The organism is Pelagerythrobacter aerophilus (assembly GCF_003581645.1).
Lineage (GTDB): Bacteria > Pseudomonadota > Alphaproteobacteria > Sphingomonadales > Sphingomonadaceae > Pelagerythrobacter > Pelagerythrobacter aerophilus.
This window is the reverse complement of sequence record NZ_QXFK01000018.1, coordinates 198,942-220,537: the sequence shown is the minus strand read 5'-3', so window position 1 is coordinate 220,537 and position 21,596 is coordinate 198,942. Positions and strand designations below refer to the sequence as shown.

The following is a 21,596-nucleotide window of genomic DNA, read 5'->3' as shown; positions in this document are numbered from 1 at the left end:
TATCCTTCGGTGCGATTTCCGGAACGGAACAAGATCGAATTCGAAGGGGAAGCAGGATGCGTACGAGGATGACGATCACCATGGCGCGGCTGCTCGCATCCGCCGCAATACTGGCGGGCGGGGCCGCTCATGCGCAGGAAGCCGACGAGATTGGAGGCCCGGTCGTAGGCGAAGCGGCGGGCGAAGCTGAAGTGATCGTCGTCACCGGCTCCCGGATCCGCAGCAAGAACGTGACCACAGCCTCGCCGATCATCGACCTGGGACAGCAGGAAGTCGAGGATCGGGGCTACGTCAGCGCCGCCGAGGCTCTGAACGATCTGCCCTCCGTCGTCCCGCAGCTCAACCAGGCCGACGGCAGCGGCGAGTCGAGCGGTTCGGGGCAGCAGTTTCCCAACCTCTTCGGGCTCGGGACGGGGCGGACGCTTACGCTGATCAACGGCCGCCGCATGGTGACGTCGACGTCCGGCATCGGCGGTGGTGGCGTGGGCGATGCGCAAGTCGATTCCAATATCATTCCGCTCGGCTTGCTCAAGCAGGTGGAAGTCTACCAGGGCGGCGGCGCGGCGGTCTATGGCTCGGACGCCATTGCGGGTGTCGTCAACTATATCCTCCGCGACGATTTCACTGGTGTCGAACTCGATGCTCAGACCGGCATTAGCGGCCGGGGCGACTACGAAACTTACGCTCTGCGCGGCACGGCTGGAACCAACTTCGCCGATGGCCGCGGCAACGTCGCGGTCGACGTGGGCTGGTCGAGTTCGCCGATGCTGCGCTTCACAGATCGCCAGCTGTCGAACCTCGGGCGATTGACGGTCAACAATCCCGACGACACAGGGCCGGATGACGGCATTCCCTCGGTCCAGGAAATCTTCAACGCCCGCTTCTGGCCGTTCAACGCCAACGGTGTTGTCTTCACCAACCCGGCGCCGCCGCCGAGCTTCCTGACCCAGCTCGACGGTCATCCGATCCAGTTTGCACCGGACGGATCGATCGTGCCTTACGACACTGGCGCGCTGGCGGGTATTCCCTTTGCCAGCGGCGGAGACGGTTTCCCCTACCAGCAGCTCGCCGGCCTGCGCACGGGTGTGGAGCGGCTGACGGGGTCGATGATCGGGCACTACGACATCACCGATCGCGTCCGCATCTCGACCGAGCTGCTCTACGCCAAGACCGAGGGGACCGAGATCCCGCAAGGCAATAGCCGCACGGTGCTCAACGCCGGCAGCTACGCGGGGCCGATCGCGTTCATAGTGAACAATCCGTTCCTGACCGACCAGGCGCGCGCCGCCCTGATCGAGGCCAACCCGGCCTTCGCCGGCGGCCGGCCGCTGTTCCTGTCGAAGCTGTTCCTCGACCTGGTGCCCGACCCGTCGCAGCGCACCAAGACCGAAACCTACCGCGCGGTCCTCGGCCTCGACGGAACCTTCGACGTGGGTGACCGGGAATTCTACTGGGACATCTCGGGCAGCTACTCGCGCGTCGACGGCCAGCGCCGCGGTTGGCAGGTCGTCAACAGCCGCTTCGACAATGCAATCAATGCGGTCCGTTCTGGCGGCGAGATCGTCTGCGCGATCAATGCCGATGCCGATCCGTCGAACGATGATCCCTCGTGCGCGCCGATCAACCCATTCGGCAATGGTAATGTCAGCGCCGAGGCGCGCGACTACGTCAGCACCATCGCCGGGATCGACTGGACCAACGAACAGGTCGATTTCCTCGCCACCCTGGGCGGCGCGCTGTTCACGCTGCCGGCAGGCGACGTGCAGTTCAGCGCCGCCTACGAGCACCGCGACGAGAGCGCCCGTTTCGATCCCCTGCAGGCGAACCGCGAGGGCTCGTTCGGTTCGGGCGCTCAGCAGGTTCCGCAGTCGGGCAGCTACAACACCGACGAACTGTCGGGCGAACTGCTGATCCCGCTGGTCGGCGAAGGCTTCACGCTTCCGCTGGTTCACTCGCTCGAGGCCAAGGGCGCGTTCCGCTACGTCGACAACTCGCTCGCCGGGAAAGAGAACGTGTGGGATCTCGGGGTGCGCTGGCAGCCGGTCCGCGACGTGACGCTGCGCGCCTCGCGCAGCCGCAACTTCCGTGCGCCGACGCTGACCCAGTTGCTCGTTCCCACGAGCGAAGGGCTTGATGCCGCGGGCGTGGATCCGTGCGATGCCGATCGTATCGTCGGCGGACCCAATCCCGACATTCGCCGCGCGAACTGCCTCGCGCTGTTCGAGGCCAATCCGGGCTACGGCGTCGATGCCGATGGTACCGGGGCGGGGCTGTCAGCCGAACAGCGGTTGGCCCGTTTCCAGAGCGGTTCGGAGAACTTCCAGCGCGCGCTCATCACCTCGCGCGGCAATCCCGATCTGCGCAACGAGATTTCCGACACCTTCACATACGGCATCGTCCTGGCGCCAAGCTTCGTTCCCGGCCTGACGATCACGGCCGACCGGGTCGAGATCGATCTCGAGGACGGGCTGTCGCTATTCACGACCGAGGACTTCGCGGCGACCTGCTTCGACGACGCGACGCCTGACGCGGGGATCTGCTCGGCGTTCACCCGTCTCGCCGCACCCAATGGTGTCAGTTCGGGCGGAACCATCGTCACTGGCACTACGACGACGATCAACGCGGGCAAGATTCGGTATCGGGGCGAGGTCTATGCGGTCGAATATGCCTTCCGCCCGGGGGAATGGTTCGGCGGGGACGATCTCGGCCGCGTGCGGGTGGGGATCAACGCCACGCACAACACCCTGCTGGAGCGGTCGGTTACCGGCACGACCTTCGTGCGGGAAGACGACACGCACACCACCCCCGAATGGGTCGGGCGATTCAACGTCGTATACGACAAGGGGCCGCTGCGACTGACCTATCAGGCGTACTATCGCGGGGAGACGCGCGCCGCGCCCGACGCGACGATCGAGAACAATCCCAATCCGATCCTCGAAGGCAACACCGTGCACAATGTCTCGGCGCAACTCGATCTCGGGGATTTCGTCCTTCGCGGCGGCATCGACAACCTGACGGACAAGGCGCCGTCCTATCCGCAGATCGCCTATGGCGACATCCTCGGCCGGCGGTTCTTCGTCGGGGTGAAGATCCGCCTCAAGTGACCGCTGCGACCTGCATCCGGCCGGGCTCAGCGCGCCCGGCGCGTCTCGAACAGGAAGAAGGCGAGGCATGATCCGGTTCGATCAAGACGCGCCAGGCGGTGGTCCGGGCGAAGCGTTGCCCGCTCCACGCTTCGGCTCGTACAGCCAATGGGTACGCGACGTGATCCGCAAGGTCCGGTCGGAGCGGAACCTGCTCATCAGCCTCTTTGAGAGCTCGGTGCCCGAACCGGTCGAGCTGCTCCACGAGATCATTCGCGAAGCTTTCGGCGAGACAGTGACGACGCGCTACGCCAGCGCGTTTGCCGGCGGAAATCCCTACGTGATCGACCAACTCGCGGCGCGTTACAAAGTCGAGCGCGAGCGGGTGCTGTGCACGACCGGTGCGACCGGCGCGCTGTCGCTGCTGTACCGGGCGTTGCTCGCGCCGGGTGACCGCATTCTCGTCGAAACGCCGGGCTTCGATCTCTTCGACACCGTCGCCCGGTCGCTGAACAAGCCGGTCGACCGTTTCCGCCGCCGCGGCGACGATTTCACGATCGATCCGGACGAGGTGGAGCATGCGATGACACCGCAGACGCGGCTCATCCTGCTATCCAACCTGCACAATCCTTCCGGCATGGCGATCGCACCGGAAGCGCTCGCCGCGATCGCTCGGATGGCCGAAGCACGCGGCGCCGTCGTGGTGGTGGACGAGGTGTACGGCGAATATGCCGGCTCCGAATTCAATCCTGCCGCAGCGGGTACCTGGTCGCCGGCGTTAGTCAGCGTCAGCAGCCTGACCAAGATCTGGGGCCTCAGCACGCTGAGGTGCGGCTGGATCGTCGCGCATCCGAGCGTGATGGAGCCGGTCCGCGCGCTGAACCGTGAGGTCGAATTCGGCATCTCCAATCTCGCACATGCCGTAGCGGCGCTCGTGCTCGAGCAGCGCAACCGGTTCGAGAGCTATCGCGAGGACGTGCTGCAGCAGGCGCGGCCGATCATCGAGTCCTACCACGCGCACTGGCTTGCCGAAGGGCTGATGGCCGGGCGCCTGCCACCGCACGGATGCATCGCCTTCCCGCGCGCGGTCGGGATCGACAATACCGAGCATTTCTCCGAATGGCTGGCGGACCGATGCGGAGTCGTGGTTGTGCCGGGCGAGCATTTCGGGGCGCCCGGTCACATCCGGATCGGCTTCGCCCAGGCGTCGGCTGATGTGGATTACGGGCTGCAGGCATTGACCGACGGTCTCAAGCGCTATCGAGCGCACGGCGAGCATCGACGCGGGAGAGGCTGACAATGGACGTGCTACGCGCCTGCAGGAAAGCACTAGGCTTCGCCGCGCTGGCTGCGGCGGTGACGCTCTCCTCCGCCGCGGTCGCTCAGGACGTCCGCCACCGTGCGCAAGGCGAGACGACAGTCGCCGGACGGACGATCGTCTATACTGCCGATGTCGGGGAGATCGCTGTCTCGAGCCCGGATCGTCAGCAGGACGCGAGCGTCGGGTACATGGCCTATGTCGCGCAAGGGGTAGCGGATCGTGCGGTGCTCTTCGCGTTCAATGGTGGGCCGGGCGCTTCGTCCTCGTTCCTGCACATGGGCGCGCTGGGGCCTGTGCGCGCCCGTGTGCCGCAGGACCCTGCCGTGCCCCTGCCAGCGACGGCTGAGGTCGGCGCCAATCCGGACATGCTGCTCGACGCGGCCGACTTGGTTATGCTGGACCCGCCGGGCACCGGCTTCTCCGCGTTCGGTGCCGGCGCAGACATGGATTGGTACCGCTCGGTCGACGGGGACGCCGACGCCGTGGCGCAGGCGGTCCTCGAATGGTTGCGCGCCAACGGCCGACTGGAGGCGCCGATCTATGTCCTCGGCGAAAGCTACGGCACGATCCGCGCAACCGCGATGATCGAAGCGCTTCACAAGCGTGCACCAGAAGTGCGGCTCGCCGGCGTGTTGCTGATCGGGCAGGCGCTCAACATGATCGAGACCTCGCAGCGGCCCGACAACGTGGTGACCTATCCGGTGGCGTTGCCCACGCTTGCTGCGATTGCTTGCTATCACGGACAGGTCGGCACGTGCGATCCGGTCACATCGGCCAAGGCGGCGAGCGCGTTCGGGCCTGAGTATCTTGCGGCGCTCTATTGCGGGCGTGGGCTCGACAGCGAGACGCGTCGGGCGATCGCTGGACGGCTGGGGGAGCTGACGGGCATCGGGGAGGACCACTGGCTGGAGTGGGACCTGAAGCTCTCCAAGGAGCGGTTCCGCGTCGAGCTGCTGCGCGAGGAGGGCGTGGTTCTCGGCCGTTATGATGCGCGCTACACCGCGCCGCGTGCTCCGGACGCCGGACTCACGGTCGGCCCCGACGCGTTCTCCTCCGTGTCGGGTCTATATGGCGCGGCGATGGTTGCCGAGCTGACTAGCCGAGGCGTCCCAGGCGCCGAGGACTATCGTGTCATCGCCCGCATCGAGGGCGACTGGGCCTATGGGTCCGGAGATTCGCCGTTCAACGACTGGCCGTTCATGACAACCGTCGAGCAGGCGATGGAGCGCGACCCGCGCTTCCGCCTGTTCATCGGCACTGGTCTCTACGATCTGACGACCACCGTGGGTGCGGCCGATTATCTGATCGCGCAATCGGATGCCGATCGTGAGCGGATCGTCGACCACGTCTACCGCGCCGGTCATGTCGCCTATTCCGGCGACGAGAGCTGGCGCCAGATGATCGGCGACATACGCGCCTTTATCGAAGGAGATACTGCGCAGTGACGGATGCCGGCGAGAAGGGGCTTGCCGCGCGGATCGACCTCTGGGGGGTTGTCGCGCTCGGGCTGGGCACGGCGGTCGGCGTCTCGATCTTCTCGGCCATCGCGCCGGCGGCGGCGATCGCGGGGCCAGGCATGCTGCTGTCGGTCCTGGTGGCGGCGCTGCCGATGTACCTGATCGCGGTCAGCTATGCCTATCTCGGGTCGGCCCTGCCGGTTTCGGGCGCATCGTTCGCCTGGCCCGCGCGGTTTTTGCACCCGGCGGTCGGGTTCTTCATCGCCTGGGCCCGGATTGTCGCCAACATGGGCGCGATCGTGGTGCTGGCGCTGGTGCTGGTCCGCTACGGATCGATGCTGGTGCCGCTGCCGACCAAGCCGACGATGTTCGCCGTGATGGTCCTGGTGCTCGCGGCCAACTGGTTCGGCATCGACGTCGCTGCGCGTGTGCAGAAAATCCTGCTTTCCGCCATGCTCGTGCTGTTCGCGGTATTCGTGGTGTGGGGCGGGGCAACCGAAGTGTCGCTCGACCGGCTTCAGCCCCTGATGCCCGATGGATGGGGAGGGGTGATCGCCGCAGCGCCGCTGCTGATGGGCCTGTTCTTCGGGATCGAAGCCGCGACCGAGGCCGGGGCCGAAGTGTCCAACAGCCGCCGCAACATTCCCCTCGGGATCGCCCTCTCGATCGGGTCGGCGACCCTGCTCTATCTGGCGGTCGGCTTCGTCGCGCTCGGCCTGCTCGGCGGCCCCGCGCTGGCGGCAAGCGAGGCGCCGATCCTCGACGCCGCGCGGGTGTTCATGGGGCCGTTGGCCGTGCCGGTCATCGCCCTTGCTGCGGTGCTGTCGATCGGCAAGTCGCTCAATGCGATCTTCGCCATGTTCAGCCGCAGCCTGTTCGCCATGGGCGAGGCGGGCGTGCTGCCTGCGGCACTCGGTCGCATCCATCCACGTTGGCGCACGCCGCACGTCGCACTGCTCGCTGTGTTCGCAATCGGGTGCGTGGGGCTGTTCCTGCCGATGGAGCTGACCTTCCTGTTCCTCGCAGTGAACATTCCGAACCTGCTCAAGTATGCGAGCATCTGCCTGTCCGCCGCGCGTGTGGCCAGCCACCATCCAGAACTTCATGTGCAGGCCGGCTTTCGCCCGCCCGCGGCGCGGATGCGCGTGATGGCGATTGCCGGTGCGCTCTGTGCGCTGGCGTTGATCGCGGTCGGCTTCGAAGCCGACTGGCGGCCTTACGCGCTGCTCGGCGGCTGGCTCGCCGTGGGCGTGGTCTACTATCTGGTGAAGCAGCGGGGGCGTTAATCGCCCTCGCCGTTCACTTCAGTTCGGGGATAACCGGCGCTTCGGCGAAAGGCTTCACCCCGAACGCGGCGTGAATCTCCGACGGGAAGTAGATCGTTCCTCCTTTCACCACCATCGCGATTCGGTGCAACTCGCGCAGGTCCTCGAGCGGATTGCCCGGCAGCAGCAGGAAGTCCGCATACTTGCCGCGCTCGACCGAGCCGAGGTTCTGGTCGCGGCCCATGTAGACCTCCGGCGCCAGCGTGCCGAGCCGCAGCACTTCCGCTGGCGCGATCCCGGCCTCGCCGTAGATTTGCAGTTCGCGGTGGAGGGACAGGCCCGTGGCGTCGTCGGTGCCGGGCAGAAGGCGCACGCCGCGATCGTGCAGACGCATGATCAGTTCCTTGATCTTGACGAACGCGCCTTCGTAAGCGGCCGCATCGGCAGGCGTCTCGATCGGTGCGATACCCTGGCGCCGGCGGCGCTGGAGCGCGATCGGCAGATGATCGATGTAGTTCGCGACTGCCGGGCTCGGCTTCCCGTCGCGGCTCAGCATCAGCAGTTCGAGCGTCACGGCGGTCGGGTCGAGCGCGATGTCGTGCGTCGCCATCGCTTCGATCGTCTGCTGCACGCGGGGTGAGGCGAGGTCCAGATCGGCCGTCCGCCTCATGGCGGTCAAGCGCAGCGGGGTGCGGGTGTCTTCCTTCGGATCGAGCACCCAGCCCAGCATAAGCTGGTTGATGTGCGTCACCTCATCGTAGCCCGCAGCGATCATCGCATCGGCATTGGTGAAGGCCGGGATATGCCCGGTCACGCCCATGCCCAGCCGGCGCGCTTCGCGGACGACCGCGGGAATCCAGTCGGGATTCATCGAGTTGTAGATCTTGATCTGCCAATAGCCGCGCGCGGCGTACCACCGCACGGCCTCGACCGCTTCGGCCTCGCTCTCGGCGATGATGCCGTTGCGGGCGGAGTAGCTGCTGCGCCCTTCGAGGAAGCCGTTGCGCACGATGCGTGGCCCGGCGACGGTCCCGTTCTCGATCTGCTCCATCAAACCATCGAGAACGGCGTTGTCGTTCCCCATGTCGCGGATCGAGGTCACCCCGGCCGCGAGATAGAGCAGGGCCGATTGCGGCGAGACGTGGGCGTGCATATCATGCAGGCCGGGAAGGATCGTTCCGCCTTCGCCGTCGACGACGATCTCGCCGGGGGTGGCCGGCGCGTCGAGCGGCTGAATGCCCGCGATCCGCTCACCCGATACGACGATCGATACGGGATCGCCGAGCTTGCCGGCTTTCGGATCGAACACGCGAACGTTGCGGATGCGCATCGGCCGATCGAGAGTGTGTGCGAACCGCTTCTGGAGCGCGGCGAAGCGCTCGTCGGTCAGCCGCGTCGCCAGCTCGGTAAGCTCCGGCACGGTCGCTTCGGCACCTTCGCGCACGGTCGCGCCGTCGGTGTCGATGCGGGCGAAGAGGCGCCCCTGCTCGTCCAGGAGGATCAGTTCGGGCGACAGATCAATTCCGCTGATGGAGAAGGCCCGGTAGGTCGTGCCTCCCACCCCGGTCTCGCCCAGCGCTTCGAGCTGCAGCTCGCCGCCGGGCAGCGCCGCCATGCGCCGATCGTCGTCCTTCAGAAGCGCGCGGGCATAGAGGCCGAGCGCCCATGGGCTGCCGTTCTGCGCGATATAGAGCGCGGTATTGGCCTGGCCCTTCTCTTGCGTGCCCGTGGAGTCGGTCCAGCGGACGGTCTGCCCGTCGCGTGCGAACCGTTCGCGCACCTCGCTGCCGAAGGTGGAGGTTCCATCGATCGCCCAGCGCACAGGCAGGCCGTCGGCGCCGAGTTCGATCTCCTCGGTCGTAGTCGGCCCGCGCCCGTTGTTCTTCACGTCATAGCTGATGCTGACGGTGGAGCCCTGCTCGTCCGCTTCGACGAAGCCGACTTTCTCGCCACTGGCGATAACCGACCAGCGCACTGTTTCCGCATGAGCCGGCAGGGCGGCGAGGAGAGTGGATGCCGCGAGGAGGGCGCGGAGGGGGTAATGGTGCATCAGGTGTTCAGGCTCCGATAGACGTAGGCGGCGGCGGCAAGGTCCTGCACCGCATGGCCGAGCGACTTGTAAAGGGTGATATCATCGGCACTGGTCCGGCCGGCGACCGTGCCGAGCAGGACCTCGCCGATTTCGCCGACGATGTGGCTATCGTCGACCAGGCCCGCGGCGCGGGCGTCGAGGAATTCGGCCGCGGCGTCGAGGGCGGACGCGCGACTGTCTGCGATATAGCGCGCACGTACGACCATCTCGTGATCGCATTCCACGGGGCCAGGGCCGCTCGAACCGACGAGGTTGACGTGCGTACCCGGTCGGACCCATTCGCCTCGCAGCACGGGCTGGGACGCCGCCGTCAGCGTGCAGATCACATCTGCCTCCGCCGCGGCGCCGGGGAGATCCTCGACAGCCTGCGCTTCGATGCACGAGTAGTCGGCAGCGAGAGCTGCGGCCTTAGCGGGATCGCGCCCCCAGATCAGGACCCGGCGGAAGGGTCGGACTTGCGGCATCGCTTCGAGGTGCGTCCGCGCCTGTCCGCCCGTACCGACGATCAGCAGCGTGCTCGCATCCCCGCGGGCGAGCGCGTCGGTCGCCATCGCGGTTGCCGCGGCGGTGCGGATATGCGTGATCTCTTCGGCATCGACGATCGCGACCGGCTTTCCTTCCTCGGGCTCGAACAGCACGATCACGCCGCGGTGGCGCCGCCGTCCCGGCGCTGCAGGATCGCCGAACACGCTGACCAGCTTGGCGCCGAACATCTCGCGCGGGCCGAGCGCTCCGGGCATCTGAGCGAACGTGCGCGCTTCGCCCAGCGAAATCATCGTCCGCAATAGCTGGCGCGTCGTCCCGGCGGAGAGCGCGCGCATCGCGCCGCGCATCGCCTCGATGCAAGAGGGATAGTCCAGCCGTCGCCGCACTTCGGCGGCGTCGATGACAGTCAGGTCGTTGCGGTCCATTGATCCTCCCTCGCCGAACCTATTTCTTCAACTGCGGCAAAACTTGCCCGAAGGTTCCTCGCTTTCTAAAGCTGGCGCATGAATGATGCGCTCTCCACGAAACCGGAGCATAACCATGGCCGATGAACTCGACCGTCTCGATCTCAAGATACTCGACCGCCTGCAGCTCGACGCGTCGGAATCGTCCAGCGAAATCGCCGAGCGGGTGGGCCTGTCGCAATCCCCCTGCTGGCGCCGAATGCAGCGCCTCAAGGCGAAGGGATATGTCAAAGCGCAGGTCGCCGTGCTCGACCGGGAAAAGCTGGGCGAAAGCATGTATATCTTCGCGCAGCTCCAGATGGGCCGGCTGACCGACGAAGAGCGTGATCGGTTCACGCAGGCGATCGAGGATATTCCCGAGATTACCGAAGCTTATACCCTGTTCGGCGAGATGGACGTGATGCTGAAGGTGCTCGCTCCCAGCATGGGGTGGTATCAGGCCTTCACCTTCCGCACCCTCCTGCGCCTTCCGGGGGTCCAGGACGTTCGTTCGACAGCGACCTTGTCCGAGATCAAGTGCACCCACCGCTTGCCGCTGCCATCGTTGTAGTTCGCATAGTCTATGCCGGGTTCGGCCGGCCCGAACGGAGAACGACTGCGATCATGCGCCCGCAGTGCCGTAGATTCGCCGCACAATGAGTGGGAGAAGAATGCGGTGAGGGGAATTCTGCTGACGATCTGCGCGCTCGGCGCAGCACCGGTCTTCGCGGCGACGCCCGTCGAAGCGCCCGCTATCACGATCACGATCCGTCCCGAGGCCGCGAATGCCGAAGGGGCCATTCCTGCACTCGACCTGACCATCCTTGCCGAGGGTATCGAGGGTGGGCCCGGAACGCCGGTCGTCGAGTTGCCGATCGAGGCGAATACCGTGGTGACCAGTGCGGACGATATCGAGGGGCTGACCGCGCGCGACGCACGCGGCGTCGTCATTCTGACGCCGACCGACGAAGCGACGGACGATTCCAACCGCACCCGGTTGTGGCATGCCGATCGCGCGATCGAAGGGCCGCTCACCCTGCGCTATCGCGTCACGATCGATGCCGCCCGCCCGTTCATCAGCCGTCCGCAATACGAACTGCGGACGGGCCACGAAAGCTTCTCGGGGGCCGGGAATGCTTTCCTTATGCTGCCCGCCGACGAGACTGCTCGGCGGGTAACGGTCGACTGGGACCTCTCGGCCATGGCCCCCGGGGCGACCGGGGTCTCGAGCTTCGGGATCGGCGATGTGCAGAGCACCACACCGCTGACGCCCGCACGGATCGCGTCGACTTACTACATCGGAGGGCGCGCGGGCACGTACCGGTCGGACAGCGGCGGGTTCTTTGCCGGCTGGGCCGGCGATCCGCCATTCCCGACCGACGAGCTTATGAAGTGGGCAGCAGGACTCCACGGCTTCTATGGCGAGTTCTTCGGCGAAGCCGCATCGAGTTTCGGCGTCTTCGCCCGCCCGAATCCGGACAATCCCGGCAGCGGCATCGGCCTGACCGACAGCTTCGCTTTCACCTACGGCCCCAAGTCCGAGATCGACGACCTGCGCGGGCTCCTGGCGCACGAGATGCTGCATGCCTGGGTCCGTTCGCTCGACGAGTCGATGGATCGCCCTGGCGGCCTCGACCAGAGCTGGTTCGGCGAAGGACTGGCGGTCCACTATCAGCGGATGCTGCCCTATCGCGCAGGGCTGATCGATGCCGATGCCTTTCTCGACGACCTGAACAAGACGGCCGGGCGCTACTACACCAACGTGATGATCGCGACGCCCAACGCCGAGATTCCGGCCGGCTTCTGGCGCGACACCCGTATCCGGGTCCTGCCCTATGACCGCGGCTCGCTCTACTTCGCCAGTCTCGATGCGAAAGTGCGCGAAGCGTCGGGCGGCAAGCGGTCGCTCGACGACATGGTGCGCGCGATGCTGGCGGAGCGCCGGGCCGGACGGCCGATGGACGAGGCGCTGTGGCGCCGCCTGCTCCGGGAAGAACTCGGTCAGGCGGGGATCGACGATTTCGAGGCCATGCTGGCCGGCAGGACGGTTCTCCCCCCCACGGACGCGTTCGGTCCGTGCTTCCAGCGCACCACAGAGCCGCTGCGGCGTTTCGATCTCGGCTTCGATCCGGCGTCGCTGCTGAGCGATCCGCGGGCAGTGCGGGGCCTGAAGGCGGGTTCCGAAGCGCAAAAGGCGGGCCTGCGTGAAGGCGACGTGATCACGAACACGTTTTCGCAGGACGGCCTCCAGGCGGACCAGGAGGCGTTTCTCACACTCGAGGTGCAGCGAGGCAGCGAGAAGCTGACGATCCGCTACCAGCCGCGCGGCGAAACGGTCGATGCCTACCAATGGGAGAAGACAGGGGCCGGCTCCTGCAACTCCTGATCGGCTGAGGGCCCTAGGAACTGGGACGGTTCGAATCGCCCGGCGGGCGCGAGGTCGGGTGGGAGCTCGACAGCCCGCCATCGACCGCCAGCGCTTGTCCGTTGACGTAGCTGGCTTCGTCCGACAGCAGGAACAGCGCCGCGGCCGCGATCTCCTCCGGCTGTCCGCCGCGCAGCAGCGGGTTCAACTGCCCGATCCGGTCTTCCTTGCCCGCCGCCCGTGCACCTTCGTAGAGCGGCCGGGTCATGCCCGTTTCGGTGAGGCCAGGAAGCACGGCGTTGATCCGCACACCGGTGCCGGCAAGCTGCTGGGCGGCTGTCTGCACCAGATTGATCACGCCCGCCTTGCTCGCCGAATACTGCGCCGGTCCGGCACCCGAGCGCAGCCCGGCAACCGAGGCCGTGCACAGGATCGCCCCGCCACCACAGTCGCGGATGGCGGGCGCGGCGTGCTTTACCGCGAGGAAGGGTCCGATGAGGTTGACGCGCAGAACCTCGGTCCAGTCCTCGGGGCTGGCGTCGAAGAAGCCGCCCCGTATGCCGCCGGTGATGCCCGCATTGGCGAAAAACAGGTGGAGCGCGCCGAACTCCCTGCGGGCGGTCTCAACGAGCGACTCGACGTCGTCTTCCGCGCCCGCGTCGCCCGTTATGGCCACTGCCAGGCCGCCGTGATCGCGCACGGCGTCCGCGGTCTCATGCACGGCTTCGGAGCGATCGAACGCGACAACCTGCGCGCCTTCCTGCGCGAACAGTAGCGCGCTCGCCCGACCGATGCCCGAAGCGGCACCGGTCACGACCGCCACCTTGCCGGCGAGCCGCGCGCTCATATCGTCGCGCCTCCGTCGACCACGATCATCTGGCCCGTGGTCCACTTGGCGGCAGGCGAGGAGAGATAGACCGCGGCGCCGGCGATGTCGCGCGGCTCACCGATGCGGCGCATGGGCAGGCGCGCCTCGGTCGCGGCGAGTGCCTTGGGGTTCTCCCACAGGGCGCGGGCGAAGTCGGTCTTTACCAGACCTGGCGCGATGGCGTTGACGCGTATGCCATGCTCGCCGTTCTCGACCGCATAGTTGCGCACGAGCTGGAAGTCTGCCGCCTTCGAAACGTTGTAGGCCCCGATCGTCGGCGAACCGCGCAGGCCGCCGATCGAGCTGACGACGATGATCGCACCGTCGCCCTTTGCGCGCATGTCGGGCAGGGCCAGCTGTATCAGCCAGTGGTTCGAGAGGATGTTGTTGTCGAGCACCTTGCGGAACTGCTCGTCCTCAATCCCGTCCATCGAGCCGTAGTAGGGATTGCTGGCCGCATTGCAGACGAGGATGTCGACCGGGCCGAGTTGCTCCTTCGCGCGCGCGAACAGGTCCTGCAATTGCACTTTGTCGGAGATGCTGGCGGCAATCGCCACGGCCGAGCCGTCGCCATGTGCGGCATTGATCTCCGCTGCGACCTCGTCACAGGCTTCCTGCTTGCGGCTCGAGATCACCACCCGGGCGCCTTGCGTAGCCAGTTCTTCGGCGATCGCCCGCCCTATGCCGCGGCTGGACCCGGTGACGATGGCGACCTTGCCGGTCAGATCGAATAGCGACATCCAGAACTCCCTTCGATTGTCATACGGCCGCGCGCTCGGCAAAGCCCCAGGCCTGCCGGGCGAGCGGGACGATGCGCGCAGCCGCGGCTTCGGCATTGGCGCTTGAGGCATTGCCGTCGATCGCGCGCTTCTTGATTCCCTGGATGATCCCTACCAGCCGAAACAGGTTGTAGGCGAAAAACCAGTTGAGGTCGGGCACCGAAGTGCGGCCCGTCGCCTCGCAATAGCGTTCGGTCGCCTCCTCCAGCGTGGGAATGCCGAGCGCCGGCAGATCGAGCCCGCCGAGCTGCGCGCCGCGCTCACCGTGGGGCATCGCCCAGTTCATCGCAAGGTAGGCGAAGTCGGCCAGTGGATCGCCGAGCGTCGAGAGCTCCCAGTCGATCACTGCGAGAATTTCGGGCCGGTCGGGCGCGTAGATCATGTTGTCGATGCGGTAGTCGCCGTGGATGATCGACGTGCGATCCTGCTGCGGCAGGGTCGCCGGAAGCCACTCGATCAGGCGTTCGACCTCGGCAATATCGTCGGTTTGCGCCATGCGGTACTGCTTGGTCCAGCGGCCGACCTGACGTGCGAAGTAATTGCCCGGCGCACCGTAGTCGCCGAGGCCGACCGCGACCGGATCGACCGCATGGAGCTTCGCCAGCGTGTCGATCATCGCGCGGTAGATCGCGCCGCGCTCTTCGGGCGTGCAGTCGGGCAGGGCGCCGCTCCAGAAGGTGCGGCCTTCGACCAGTTCCATCAAATAGAACGGGGCGCCGATGATCTCCGGATTCTCGCACAGTGCCACCGGCGCGGCGACCGGCACCCCGGTGGGATGGAGAGCTGAAATCAGGCGATGCTCGCGCTCGACCGCGTGCGCGGAGGGGAGCAGCTTGCCGAAAGGCTTGCGCCTGAGGACCAGTGGCCCCCTCTCGGTCTCGACGCGGTAGGTCGGGTTCGACTGGCCGCCGGGAAACTTCTCGATGCTGCGCACCGCACCAAACCCTGGCGCGGCCTCGCCCAGCCAGCGCTCGAGCGCGGCCCCGTCGAGATCGGCGAACGGCTCATCGCTCATGCTTCGCCATCCTGCTGCATCACCCGCTCCAGCGCTTCGCCACGAGGCCGCATCAGGCTCTCCTGTTGCACTGTCGCGATCATCCGGCCGTCCTCCGCGAAGAAGTGTCCGCGGCTGAGACCCCGCGCGGCGCCGGCCCAGGGGCTGTCGGCGACGAACAGGTGCCACCGGTCGAAGTCCGGCGTCTCGTGAAACCAGACCGCATGATCGAGGCTCGTCGCCTGAACTTCGTATCCTCCAGGCCGGATACCGTGCGGCAACATCGCGGTCCGGAGGAACATCATGTCCGAGGCATAGGCGAGCAACGCGCGCTGCATGGCGGGCCCAGCGCGAGCCGGCACACGCATTCGCATCCACGAGGCCGTCCGCGGCTCGCGCGGGCGCCGGCCGAATACCGCCGACGGATCGAGCGGGACGATCTCGATCGGCCGCCGCTGCAGCCGATCGGCAATCGGATGATCGTCGGGATCGGCGCGGCGTTCCTTCCACTCACCCAGGCTGGCGAGCGCGCCCTCGACATCAAGCGGAAAGGGGCAGTCCAGCGCATGACGGAAGCCCGGCTCCGGCCGGTGGAACGAGGCGATCATCGAGAAGATCAGCAGGTCTCCCTGCGACGCTTCGACCCGCCGGGTGGCGAAGCTGCGACCTGCCGTAAGGTGCGTCACCTGATAATCGACCGGCTCGTCCGCCATGCCCGGCTTCAGGAAGTAGCAGTGCAGCGAATGCGCGAGCCGATCCGCGTCCTCCTCTTGCGACGCGGCCATCAGCGCCTGGGCAATCGCCTGCCCGCCGAACAGGCGCGGTCCCATCGCCGGGCCAGGCGCACCGGTCCAGCGTCCATCGCCCCCCGCCTCGCGCGGGGCGAGGAGGGAGGCGAGATCAATCGCAATCTGGTCGTTCACGTAGTCTCCGGCATTTCATCCGCTTGTTCGAGCGAGCGGGTCTCAGAACGCCTTGCGGATTCCGATCTTGAAGTTGCGGCCCAGCGGGTTCGCGGTGAAAGGGTCGTAACTGTAGTCGAGCGCGGCGAACCCCGGGTCCTTGTCGAGCAGGTTGAGGACCGAGAGCGTCAGATCGGTCTCCGCCGGCAGCCCGATCCGCACCGTGAAATCGAGCGTCGTGAAGCTCGGGATGTCATGGCCCGGGGTGCCCGGCGCAAGCCGCTGATCGGTATATCCCTCGATATGGGTGACCGTCAGCCGCGCGTTGTGGCGGTCCCAACCTACGTCCACGTATCCGTTCAGCTTCACTTCCGGCAGCGGATAGGCGGTGGTCTGGTAGTTGAGTTTGCCGACCGCCGAGAAGCCCGGCTGGATAAGGTCCTCCCCAATGAAGAAGTCGTTGGTCTGGAAATCGATCACGTAACTGCCGGTGACGCCCAGGCCCCAAGTCCCGCGAGAGCCGAACTCGTCACGATAGCTCGCCATGAAGTCGAGTCCGGAGGTCGAGAGGCCTGCCCCGTTGGTGTAGAAGGTGTCGATCGTCGTCACGTCCGCCAGCGTCGGCGTAAGCGTACCGCAGCCACCGTTCGCCGGTCCGCCGGAGAACGTGAAGCGGCTCGCCAGCGGATTTGAGCAATCGGCCACCGCCGTGCCGGGGGTGCTCGATCCGTCCGTGCTGTTGAACACGGAATTGAGGAGGCCCGATAGCGGCTCGGCGACGATGTCGTCCGAGAAGTCGTAGTGCCAGTAGTCGACGCTCGCGCGGAAGCCGCCGAGTTCCAGCAGCACGCCGCCTCCATAGCTTTCCGCGCTCTCGGGAATGAGCGACGGGTCGTCGTTCACCCGCACTGCGCGGAACGAGCCACCGACGAACTGCAGCGAGGTGAGATAATCGCCGGCAGTGAGATAGGTCGACGGCGGTGCGCGGAACGTCGTCTGGTAAGACCCTCGCAGCGCCAGCCAGTCCGTCACCTGGACGCGAGCGCTTGCCTTCGGATCGAAGGTGGAGCCGACGGACCCGCCGTAGTCCTCGTAGCGGGCGGCGAGCTGGATATCGATCCGATCCCCGATCGGGATCTGCAGCTCGCCGAAGAAGGCGTAGACGTCCTGCGTACTGGAATTGGCCTGGTCGGAGCCGAGGAAACCGAACAGCCCGATCGGGCGTGCGCAGTCCTCCACGCCGAAATCGAGCGATCCGGGGCAGGGGTAGATGTCGAGATTGTTGTACGGGCCGTAGGTCGCGTCGTAGTCGTTACGGCGATACTGGGCGCCCAGAGCGTAGCCGATCCCGTTGCCCCCGCCGAGGCTGATCCCGGTGTTGCCGCTGAACACCAGGCTCGCGACTTTGAGTTCGTTGGAAATGCGGCTGGACGATTTCTTCGTGAAGTAGTCGAAGACCGCAGGATCGTTGGCGACCGCCGCATTGTAACCCGGGTTGGTCTCGCCGGTGACCGCATTTGCCTCGATCGCGTTCGAGAACGGGTTGTAGAACATGCACGGACCGACGCCGGGCGTACCGGTCAAGGGGTCGCAATCCTCGCCGCCGAGGCCTCGCAGCGCGAGCTGCACCCTGTCGATGACCGTGTCGTAGCCTGTCGATTCGCGGATGTACTTGTGCCAGGTGCCGCTCAGTTCCCAGTTGAACGCGTCCGAATGGCTCCCGCGCACCGCACCGGTAAAGCGCATCGATTCGCTGTCGCGGGTTGCGGGTGCGGCACCGTCGATCCCGTTCTGGTCCTGGAACAGCGGATTGCCGCCGAGCAAGGCCGCGCGGAACACGCCCGCCGCGAGGAGCGCGCTGTTTGCTCCCGAAGGAAACTGGTCCGGATTGGCCGCCCGGTAGGCGATCAGGCCCGGATTGTTGGGCGGAACCCAGAACTGGGAGCCGATCGGGTTTGCCAGGCCCGGCGTTGGCGTGTTGAGAATAAGGTAGGTCGGCGAGGAGTTGGCCGAGATCGACGTGTGTCCGAGCAAGCCGGAAAACTCTGCCACGATCTGGTCCGTCAGGTCGATCTCGGTTTCCAGATAGGCCTGCCAGCGGTCTTCCTTCTCCACCAGCAGATCGAACGGCGTGTATTGACTGGCGCAGCGGGTCGCGCTGTCGATGTCCGTAGGGGTCGAATTGTTGACCGGAATGCCGCCCAGGTCATCGCACCCGCGGTCGACCTGGAAGCCACCAGTCAGGCCAATGAAGGTTCCGGGATAGAAGGCGAAAGGCAGGAAGGCACCGGGGTTCCCCCCTTCGGTGAAGCCGCCTGCGGGGTTCTCGGTATAGGGGCGGACCGCGAAATCGCGTTCACTCGCCGCGAGCGGAGAGCGATGCTGATAGCCGAAGCTTGCCAGCACGCGCAGCCCATCGCCATCGTGGCCGAACGCGCCCGAAGCGGTCCAGTCTCCGTCGGAGCCGTCGATGAACCGGTAGTCGCCGCTGAGGACCAACCCGTCGAGCTGCTTGTTGGTGATGAAGTTGACCACGCCGCCGATCGCGTCGGAGCCGTAAGTCGCGGCCGCGCCGTCCTTGAGCACTTCGATCCGCCCGATCGCTGCGGCGGGCAGCAGGTTGGCATCGACGGAAGGCACCCCGATCGGCGTATTGGCGAGCCGCTGACCGTTGAGCAGGACGAGAGTGCGCGAGGGGCCGAGGCCGCGCAAGTTCACCGTGGACACACCCTCCGACCCTTGGGAGCGCGAGTCGAACTGGTTCGAATCGCCGAGCACGCCGCTCGATCCAGGAAGATTCTTGAGGAGGTCGACCGCAGTGGGCGAGCCCTGATTTATCAGCTCTTCCTGCGAGATCACGTCGACCGGCAGGGCCGCGTCCTCAGGCGTCCCCCGGATAAGCGAGCCGGTGACGACGATGACCGGATTTTCAGGCGGGCTGCTTTGCGGGGCGTCCTGTGACTCGGCTTGCGCCATGGCCTGACTGGCGCCGGCGAGTCCCAGAACGAGAGCCGACAGGGCGCACGTGTACCGAAGACCGTGTTTTCTCATCTTCCTCTCCTCTCCTGTGCGTTGTGCTCTCAGGCACATACCCACTCATCGAAAGTGGAGTATTTCGAGACCCTCCTGTCAAGCTATTTGTGAAATGAACGTGCCTCCATGGCTCGCCGAGATTTCGGAATAAATGCCCAGACCATTCCTGCGAAAACGCCTGATGCCGGCGTCATATACGAGTTGGGTGTCGAGGAAAGCGGTGGCTCGCACGTGGCATACCTCGCTTGCGAGCGTCGTTTTGTGGCCGAAGTGCGGAAGGGTTCGGCGGGTAGTTGATGAGTTTCGACTTGCTACTCGTACCCTGAATTCGAACAATGTAATTTTAACGAGGGTGCGAGGTTATCCGTCAGGCATGCGCCTTCGCCGAGAACCGCGTTCTGGCTCGCGGTCGCCCGCCCATTTGCGCCGACGGCAGATGGGCGGGCGGTTGCTTCAGGAACTTGGCTTCAGCGATTGAAGCTTTCACCCTTCGCGGCCTTGCCGCGCAGGTAGTCGCTCACGGGAAGGTCATGCTTTTCCAGCCCGGCGACGACAGTGTCGAGCCCGATCGTATCGGCCCAGAACATCGGACCGCCGGTGTAGATCGGCCAGCCGTAGCCGTTGATCCACACCACATCGATATCGCTCGCGCGCTGCGCCATCTTCTCGTCGAGGATCTTCGCGCCTTCATTGATCATCGGATAGAGCAGCCGCTCACGGATCTCGTCCTTGGAGATTTCGCGCCGTTCGTGGCCTTCCTTGGCGGCGAAGTCGGCGATGATTTTCTTGACCTCGTCGGAAGGTGTCCGATTGCGCGCCTCGTCATAGTCATAGAAACCCTTGCCGGCCTTCTGGCCGAAGCGTCCCACGGCGCAGAGCGCTTCGCGCACTGTGGTCACCTTGCTCGGGTCGCGGTGCCACCCGATGTCGATGCCCGCGAGGTCGCCCATCTGGAACGGACCCATCGGGAAGCCGAACTCGAGCAGCACGTCGTCGACGTCCCAGTAGTTCGCGCCTTCCATGATGAGCTGGTTGGCCTGCTCCTGCCGCTTGGAGAGCATGCGGTTGCCGATGAAGCCCGGGCACACGCCCGAGACGGCTGCGACCTTGCCGATTGTCTTCGCGAGCTTCATCGAGGTAGCGAGCACGTCGCCCCGCGTCTTCGCGCCGCGCACGACTTCCAGCAGCTTCATCACGTTCGCGGGCGAGAAGAAGTGCAGGCCGAGCACGTAGCCCGGACGCTGGGTGGCGGTCGCGATCTCGTCGATGTTGAGGTAGCTGGTGTTGGAGGCGAGGATTGCGCCCTGCTTCACGACTCCGTCGAGCGTTCCGAACACCTCCTTCTTCACGTCCATGTTCTCATAGACCGCCTCGATCACGAGATCGCAGTCGGCAAGGTCGCCGTACTCAAGGGTGGGGGTCAGCAGACCCATCACCTGATCGACCTGCTCCATGGTCATGCGGCCGCGCTTGGCGGTGTTCTCGTAGTTCTTGCGCATGACGCCGGTGCCGCGGTCGAGCGCGTCCTGCTTCATCTCCAGGATCGTCACCGGGATGCCCGCGCTGAGGAAGTTCATCGCGATCCCGCCGCCCATCGTGCCGGCGCCGATCACGCCGACCTTCTTGATCGGGATCAGCGGCGTATCGGCAGGCACGTCGTCGATCTTGTTCGCGGCGCGCTCGGCGAAGAAGTAGTGGCGCATCGCCTTGGACTGCGTGCCGCCCATCAGCTTGGCGAAGAGCTCACGCTCCTTCTTCACACCCTCGGCATAGGGCAACTCGCCAGCCGCCTTGACCGCCTCGATCGCGGCGTTGGGGGCATCGAAGCCACGCATCTTGCGGCCGTTCTTCTGGCGGAAGTCGTCGAAGATGGCGGGGTTTTTCACGCCGTCCTGGTTGGCCGTTCCTTCCGAGGCGCGCAGCACCGGCTGGCCGATCTTCGATTTCGCGAAGGCGATCGCGTCCGCCTCGAGGCTGTCCTCGCCCACGATCTCGTCCACCAGGCCGATCGCCTGTGCCTTCTTCGCCGGAATCGGATTTCCGATCGCGACCAGCGGCAGCGCGGCTTCGGCGCCGACGAGGCGCGGCAGGCGCTGGGTGCCCGCTGCGCCGGGGATGAGGCCGAGCTTCACTTCGGGCAGGCCGATCTTCGCGCTCGGCACCGCCACGCGGTAGTGACAGGCCAGCGCGACCTCGCACCCGCCGCCGAGCGCTGTGCCGTGGATCGCGGCGACCACCGGTTTGTCGCTCGCCTCCAGCTTGTCGAGCGCTTCCGGCAGGCTCGGCCCTTGCGGCGCTTTCCCGAACTCGGTGATGTCCGCGCCTGCGAAGAAGGTGCGTCCATCGCAGCGGATCACGACCGCCTCGATCGCGTCATCGGACAGCGCCTCCTCGATCCCTGCGGCGAGGCCCGCACGTACGGCCTGACCGAGGGCGTTTACCGGCGGATTGTCGGAGATGATGACGAGCACGTTGTCGTGGCGTTCGGTACGGATCGGCGAGGTCATT

14 protein-coding genes are annotated in these 21,596 nt (G+C 66.1%); 6 read left to right on the top strand and 8 right to left on the bottom strand.

Annotated features, from left to right (window positions below; translation table 11 throughout):
• Nucleotides 1–56 precede the first annotated feature (56 nt).
• The 4 genes from D2V04_RS11835 to D2V04_RS11820 all read left to right on the top strand — a co-directional run bounded on the left by D2V04_RS11835 (nt 57) and on the right by D2V04_RS11820 (nt 7,147).
• Complete coding sequence (locus D2V04_RS11835; protein WP_119513896.1) at nt 57–3,104, top strand: TonB-dependent receptor domain-containing protein; 3,048 nt, start codon at nt 57–59, stop codon at nt 3,102–3,104.
• A 67-nt stretch (nt 3,105–3,171) separates the two neighbouring features.
• Nucleotides 3,172–4,380 carry a pyridoxal phosphate-dependent aminotransferase gene (locus D2V04_RS11830; RefSeq protein WP_119513895.1) on the top strand — a complete coding sequence of 403 codons (1,209 nt, stop codon included), beginning with the start codon at nt 3,172–3,174 and terminating at the stop codon, nt 4,378–4,380.
• A gap of 2 nt (nt 4,381–4,382) precedes the next feature.
• Nucleotides 4,383–5,849 carry a S10 family serine carboxypeptidase-like protein gene (locus tag D2V04_RS11825; protein WP_119513894.1) on the top strand — a complete coding sequence of 489 codons (1,467 nt, stop codon included), beginning with the start codon at nt 4,383–4,385 and terminating at the stop codon, nt 5,847–5,849.
• A complete protein-coding gene (locus D2V04_RS11820) occupies nt 5,846–7,147 on the top strand; it encodes an APC family permease (RefSeq protein ID WP_228766403.1) in 1,302 nt (433 codons plus the stop codon). The genes D2V04_RS11825 and D2V04_RS11820 overlap by 4 nt, the downstream gene beginning before the upstream one ends.
• A 13-nt stretch (nt 7,148–7,160) precedes the next feature.
• On the opposite strand, the gene D2V04_RS11815 is transcribed toward D2V04_RS11820, so the two are convergent.
• Together D2V04_RS11815 and D2V04_RS11810 are read right to left on the bottom strand one after the other, a co-directional pair.
• On the bottom strand, nt 7,161–9,176 hold the full coding sequence (locus D2V04_RS11815; RefSeq protein ID WP_119513893.1) for an amidohydrolase family protein: 2,016 nt from the start codon (nt 9,174–9,176) through the stop codon (nt 7,161–7,163).
• A complete protein-coding gene (locus D2V04_RS11810) occupies nt 9,176–10,129 on the bottom strand; it encodes an ornithine cyclodeaminase family protein (protein WP_119513892.1) in 954 nt (317 codons plus the stop codon). Before D2V04_RS11810 ends, D2V04_RS11815 begins: the two co-directional genes overlap by 1 nt.
• Before the next feature lie 115 nt (nt 10,130–10,244).
• Here D2V04_RS11810 and D2V04_RS11805 point away from each other — a divergent pair, with 115 nt between their 5' ends.
• Nucleotides 10,245–10,718, top strand: a complete 474-nt coding sequence (locus D2V04_RS11805; RefSeq protein WP_119513891.1) for an Lrp/AsnC family transcriptional regulator — start codon at nt 10,245–10,247, stop codon at nt 10,716–10,718.
• A 105-nt stretch (nt 10,719–10,823) separates the two neighbouring features.
• Nucleotides 10,824–12,533, top strand: coding sequence for a M61 family metallopeptidase (locus D2V04_RS11800; protein WP_228766402.1), 1,710 nt, complete (start codon nt 10,824–10,826; stop codon nt 12,531–12,533).
• 13 nt (nt 12,534–12,546) lie between these two features.
• On the opposite strand, the gene D2V04_RS11795 is transcribed toward D2V04_RS11800, so the two are convergent.
• From D2V04_RS11795 to D2V04_RS11770, 6 genes are all read right to left on the bottom strand, one after another.
• The gene (locus D2V04_RS11795) at nt 12,547–13,359 is read right to left on the bottom strand and encodes an SDR family NAD(P)-dependent oxidoreductase (protein WP_119513889.1); all 813 of its coding nucleotides are present in this window, start codon (nt 13,357–13,359) and stop codon (nt 12,547–12,549) included.
• Nucleotides 13,356–14,120 carry an SDR family NAD(P)-dependent oxidoreductase gene (locus tag D2V04_RS11790; RefSeq protein ID WP_119513888.1) on the bottom strand — a complete coding sequence of 255 codons (765 nt, stop codon included), beginning with the start codon at nt 14,118–14,120 and terminating at the stop codon, nt 13,356–13,358. The genes D2V04_RS11795 and D2V04_RS11790 overlap by 4 nt, the downstream gene beginning before the upstream one ends.
• A 19-nt stretch (nt 14,121–14,139) precedes the next feature.
• Nucleotides 14,140–15,174 (bottom strand): phosphotransferase family protein, encoded by a 1,035-nt coding sequence (locus D2V04_RS11785; protein ID WP_119513887.1) that lies wholly within the window; start codon nt 15,172–15,174, stop codon nt 14,140–14,142.
• Nucleotides 15,171–16,076 carry an acyl-CoA thioesterase gene (locus D2V04_RS11780; protein ID WP_228766401.1) on the bottom strand — a complete coding sequence of 302 codons (906 nt, stop codon included), beginning with the start codon at nt 16,074–16,076 and terminating at the stop codon, nt 15,171–15,173. The genes D2V04_RS11785 and D2V04_RS11780 overlap by 4 nt, the downstream gene beginning before the upstream one ends.
• Nucleotides 16,077–16,118: 42 nt before the next feature.
• The gene (locus tag D2V04_RS11775; protein WP_182849744.1) at nt 16,119–19,106 is read right to left on the bottom strand and encodes a TonB-dependent receptor domain-containing protein; all 2,988 of its coding nucleotides are present in this window, start codon (nt 19,104–19,106) and stop codon (nt 16,119–16,121) included.
• Nucleotides 19,107–19,555: 449 nt separating this feature from the next.
• Complete coding sequence (locus D2V04_RS11770; protein ID WP_119514257.1) at nt 19,556–21,595, bottom strand: 3-hydroxyacyl-CoA dehydrogenase NAD-binding domain-containing protein; 2,040 nt, start codon at nt 21,593–21,595, stop codon at nt 19,556–19,558.
• Nucleotide 21,596: the final 1 nt, after the last annotated feature.

Excerpts from the sequence above, each read along its gene's own strand:
- D2V04_RS11810 (WP_119513892.1), bottom strand. The coding sequence starts at position 10,129 with ATGGACCGCAACGACCTGACTGTCATCGACGCCGCCGAAGTGCGGCGA.
- D2V04_RS11830 (WP_119513895.1), top strand. The coding sequence starts at position 3,172 with ATGATCCGGTTCGATCAAGACGCGCCAGGCGGTGGTCCGGGCGAAGCG.
- D2V04_RS11805 (WP_119513891.1), top strand. The coding sequence starts at position 10,245 with ATGGCCGATGAACTCGACCGTCTCGATCTCAAGATACTCGACCGCCTG.
- D2V04_RS11815 (WP_119513893.1), bottom strand. The coding sequence starts at position 9,176 with ATGCACCATTACCCCCTCCGCGCCCTCCTCGCGGCATCCACTCTCCTC.
- D2V04_RS11835 (WP_119513896.1), top strand. The coding sequence starts at position 57 with ATGCGTACGAGGATGACGATCACCATGGCGCGGCTGCTCGCATCCGCC.
- D2V04_RS11825 (WP_119513894.1), top strand. The coding sequence starts at position 4,383 with ATGGACGTGCTACGCGCCTGCAGGAAAGCACTAGGCTTCGCCGCGCTG.
- D2V04_RS11785 (WP_119513887.1), bottom strand. The coding sequence starts at position 15,174 with ATGAGCGATGAGCCGTTCGCCGATCTCGACGGGGCCGCGCTCGAGCGC.
- D2V04_RS11775 (WP_182849744.1), bottom strand. The coding sequence starts at position 19,106 with ATGAGAAAACACGGTCTTCGGTACACGTGCGCCCTGTCGGCTCTCGTT.
- D2V04_RS11790 (WP_119513888.1), bottom strand. The coding sequence starts at position 14,120 with ATGTCGCTATTCGATCTGACCGGCAAGGTCGCCATCGTCACCGGGTCC.
- D2V04_RS11770 (WP_119514257.1), bottom strand. The coding sequence starts at position 21,595 with ATGACCTCGCCGATCCGTACCGAACGCCACGACAACGTGCTCGTCATC.
- D2V04_RS11795 (WP_119513889.1), bottom strand. The coding sequence starts at position 13,359 with ATGAGCGCGCGGCTCGCCGGCAAGGTGGCGGTCGTGACCGGTGCCGCT.